Raw genomic sequence first — 3,623 nt, 5'->3', positions numbered from 1 at the left:
ATGCTGGCGCGTTGCGCGCGCCGGGCCGCCTGCTATAACGCACGCCGTTGTGCATGCGCCCCGCCTGGGGGAGCATGGCTGGACCTTTCTGGCGGGCCTCCTCCAGAAAGCACAGTGACTTGAGAGCACGACCCCGTAGCTCAGTTGGATAGAGCGGCGGTTTCCTAAACCGCAGGCCACAGGTTCGATTCCTGTCGGGGTCACATCCTAACCGCCCGTCCCCACTGGGGATTCGGACTGGGGATGGAGCAAGTGCCGCTCCCGCTGATGGCGCCGTGGCGCTGGCGTGGCGTAGCGGCAAGGCCAGACACTCGCCGGGCCATGCCGTTCATCGGCCCGATGCGACTGGCGCCCCCTCTTCCCCGCAGCCCCGCCGGAGCCTCCTACCGGCCGAGTTCACCCTGACGTTCCGCCGCCTCGATGAGGCGGGCGAGAGCTGGGAGGTGGACTACGGCGCCGGCACCGTGCGCGCCAAGAGCCGCCTGGCCGGCCTGCTGGCCGCCTTCACCAAGGCCCTCGGGGAAGTCCGCCGCGTCGCGGACGCTGGACGGCAGTCCCAGCCCCACGGACTCCGCTCCCCGGCGGACCACGCGCAAGACCGGGGGTGCACGGTGAGCGCCCCGAAGAAGCACACCAAGGCCACGCTGCGCGTCGTCCGCGAGCCCGGGAGCCCAGCGCGGGCCTCCGTGGGCCCCGTGCTGCACGCCGCACTGCAGGTGGCGGCCGGCGCAGGGCGCTCCCTGGTGCTGGACGCCGTGGACTGCCGGAGCGTGCTGGACGCGCTCGGCCAGGGCGACGCGCCGCCGTGCGTGTGCGTCGCCCTTGGACGCGCGCGCTGCATGCCCTGCCGCCTCGCGGGCATGGAGCAGGACCTGGCCGTCCTCCGGGCATTTGAAGAAGGCCAGTGGAGCCTCCAGGAGCAGCTCGTCAGCCAGGACTCCATTCCCACGGAGGTCCTCACCGGCGCACTGACGGCACTCAACGGCCTGCTGCGCGCCTCGGAGCTGCGCCGCGAGCAGGAGCCAGCTGCGCGGCGAGCCCGAAGCCCCAGCCCCGCGCACCCAGTCTCCCGAGGGGAAGTGCTGGTGCGGCGGGCCTCTGCTGCTGGTCAAGCGCGGGCTCATTTGCGGCCTGGGCAGGCACCAGGCGCGGCGTCTCGTCTCGCCTGCCTCCACCACACCCGCCGGCATGGTGCTCCGGCGGGGCTGTTCTCGCGCCGATGACGTCCGGCGCCAGCCCGCATCGGGAGGAAGGGCATCCCTCGTGCGGGCATTCCAGCCACAAAGCTGGAAACAAGATTATAGCGACTTAAATGTTTGTCATATATGGACTCCAATTCCTGATTTCGGACAGGAGGGGTTCATGTCAGCAGTGCCGTTGGGACGCGTCGCGGCGTTCAGCGTGGCTATCGGCTGTGCCGGTGCCCCTGAGCTGAGCGGTACGCGGGACTATTGGCGCACAGGCCCCCATGTCTACGTCCGTGGGCCCTGGGAAGCCGTCACCCCGTCATCCAACGTGGACGAGGTCATCGACCAGCTCTGCCCCACCGTCATGAAGCTAGAGAACGCGACGACGGGCGACTACGGGCAGGAGTACTGCGGCGCCATCTACTCACTCGGAGACGGCGTCTACTACGCCAGCGCAGCCTCACCATTGGGAGAGCCCGCGCCCGTTGGCCCCGCGAAGCTGAAGAAGTGCATCCCCCCGCGCTACGTCGTCGACGAAAGAGGCCGGGCGATTGTGCTCGGGGACTTCCACAGCCACCCATGGTCCCCCTCGCCGATGTCGGAAACGGACCGACTGAAAGCGACGCAAATCTGGAGCATCCGCATCCAGTTCGACCGCACCTGCACCATCACCAAATTCGTGCCGAATCTCGGCAGCGAGCAACCCGGAGAGGTCTACCTCCGACAACGCAAGCGATGGAAGCTGGTGGGCATCATCAAGCAAGAGGACAAGCGCCTCGGGGTCGTCACCGCGGTGGATGACTGAGGGATGAGCGTGTCGATGCACATCCGGAATCGTGGCCCGCACGGAGGCCCCATGAAGCGCGTTCTGTTGCCCCTTCTCTGCATGCTCCCGGCATGCGCCCTGTTCCAGAAGCCGCCGCGCCCAGTCCATGCCCCACCGGAAGAGGCTGCGACCGTCGAAATCCCGCTCGCGTTTCCGACCGAGGGGCGACAGATCATCAGCGGCACCACCCTTCGCGCCATCCAGCTCGCCATGGACGACTTCCTGCCCTGGGACCGGAAGCTGCCCAGCGACGCCACGCCGCTCTACGAGTGCCTCAACCGCCGCGAGTCCTACGAGGTCGTAACGGCACCCGCCTCAGATGGCGTCGTGCTCGTCAGCATCATCCCGAACCCGGATGCATGCGACATCGCCACGGCCCCCATCCTGGACGTGGGTGCCACCTATGCGGTTGATGTGAAAGGCTGGCGCATCCTCGCGGTGCGGCTGTAGTCGCACGAGAAGTCGCCGCCGGGGATGCGCCGGCATGGCCCGGCAGGGGGGTGTGGCTCCGATCCTGATCAAGCAGCGCGCCGCACCTCGGCTCTCAGCGGCTCAAGCGTAAGGTTGACGGCAGAATCCCAACGCTCCGAGAGCACCAGGGCGCGCAGGTCCAGGATGTGCTGACCAGAGGCCTCCTTCCAGCGAGCACCAGGGCGTTTCATGCGCAGGGAGACAAGAGACTTGCAGGTGGCCTCCACGTTGCCGCTGCCAAGGGGCAGCCCCCGTGCGCGAGCCTCGGCATAGTGCATTCGCTCACCGTGGCTCTCCAGGTAGGTGAGGGCCTCGTGCACCGGTTGGCCGTCACCGAGGACGACATGCCGCTTGCCGCTGGCGTGCAACGCCATGGCAATGGCCCACGCCGCCCCGGGCGTGTTGAGCAGGGACAGCTTCCACTTCTCACGCAGCGCGGAGGCTTTCTCTTCCCCAGCCACCACGCGCGCCGCGCCCCCAAGCTTCTCCATGAGGTGCCAGAAGTCCACCAGACGCACCGGCTTCTTGGCCGCCGGGGCATGGGTGGCCAGCGCCTCGTCCAGCAAGGCGTGCAGTTCGGGAGCGCCATCGGTGAGGACGGCGACGTACAGGCCGCGCCGCCTGGAAACCAGGGCCTGGACGTCGCGGGCCAGGCGCTCTGCCACCTCTCGGGCCTCGCCCCGTGGCATCCGCCCGTAGCGGATGGTGCCCAGCGCTTCGCCGTGGGCGTCATGGAAGGTGAGGCAGGCGGCGTAGGCCATGCGCCAGACGACGTCCACCGGGCGCGCGGGGGCGCCCTTGCGAGGGCGGCCCACTGGCCGTTTCTTCGGCTCCTCCATCGGCACTGCCACCCTGTCCATGCTGACGCTCACGCCGTGGGTGCCTCGGGGCACTCGTTGCGCCCGGGCCAGCGCTGCCTCCACCCGGGGCCGCTGGCCGCCGTACAGCGCTCCCACCTCATGCCCCACCCGCTCGAACGAGGCTCGGCTGTAGGGCAGCACGCCCATCTGGCGTAACCGTTCAGGGGTAGTGTTGAGGCCGTCGTCGCGGTGTGCAACCCGTGGCGGATGCACACGAAAACCCCTGCGACGCTGGAATCGAAGATTGAACGACTGGTCCACGAGCACCTGGTGGAGCAG

3 protein-coding genes, 1 tRNA gene and 1 pseudogene are annotated in these 3,623 nt (G+C 68.6%); 4 read left to right on the top strand and 1 reads right to left on the bottom strand.

Annotated elements, in window-relative coordinates:
- Positions 1-129 precede the first annotated feature (129 nt).
- From G4D87_RS35280 to G4D87_RS35265, 4 genes are all read left to right on the top strand, one after another.
- Positions 130-203 (top strand) — tRNA-Arg (locus tag G4D87_RS35280).
- Between the two features lie 72 nt (positions 204-275).
- Positions 276-1,223 (top strand): hypothetical protein, encoded by a 948-nt coding sequence (locus G4D87_RS35275; RefSeq protein WP_163787092.1) that lies wholly within the window; start codon positions 276-278, stop codon positions 1,221-1,223.
- A gap of 139 nt (positions 1,224-1,362) precedes the next feature.
- Entirely contained in the window at positions 1,363-1,992 is a 630-nt protein-coding gene (locus tag G4D87_RS35270; protein WP_163787091.1) for a hypothetical protein, read from the top strand.
- Positions 1,993-2,043: 51 nt separating this feature from the next.
- Positions 2,044-2,463 carry a hypothetical protein gene (locus G4D87_RS35265; RefSeq protein ID WP_163787089.1) on the top strand — a complete coding sequence of 140 codons (420 nt, stop codon included), beginning with the start codon at positions 2,044-2,046 and terminating at the stop codon, positions 2,461-2,463.
- A 68-nt stretch (positions 2,464-2,531) separates the two neighbouring features.
- On the opposite strand, the pseudogene G4D87_RS35260 reads toward G4D87_RS35265, so the two are convergent.
- Positions 2,532-3,497: pseudogene (locus G4D87_RS35260) on the bottom strand (ISKra4-like element ISMfu2 family transposase); the annotation flags it as partial.
- Positions 3,498-3,623: the final 126 nt, after the last annotated feature.

The sequence above is a fragment of the Myxococcus vastator genome, from assembly GCF_010894475.1.
Taxonomy (GTDB): Bacteria; Myxococcota; Myxococcia; order Myxococcales; family Myxococcaceae; genus Myxococcus; species Myxococcus vastator.
This window is presented reverse-complemented; position numbering and strand designations above follow the sequence as displayed.

Coding starts and splice junctions, on each gene's coding strand:
- G4D87_RS35270 (WP_163787091.1), top strand. CDS start 1,363: ATGTCAGCAGTGCCGTTGGGACGCGTCGCGGCGTTCAGCGTGGCTATC.
- G4D87_RS35265 (WP_163787089.1), top strand. CDS start 2,044: ATGAAGCGCGTTCTGTTGCCCCTTCTCTGCATGCTCCCGGCATGCGCC.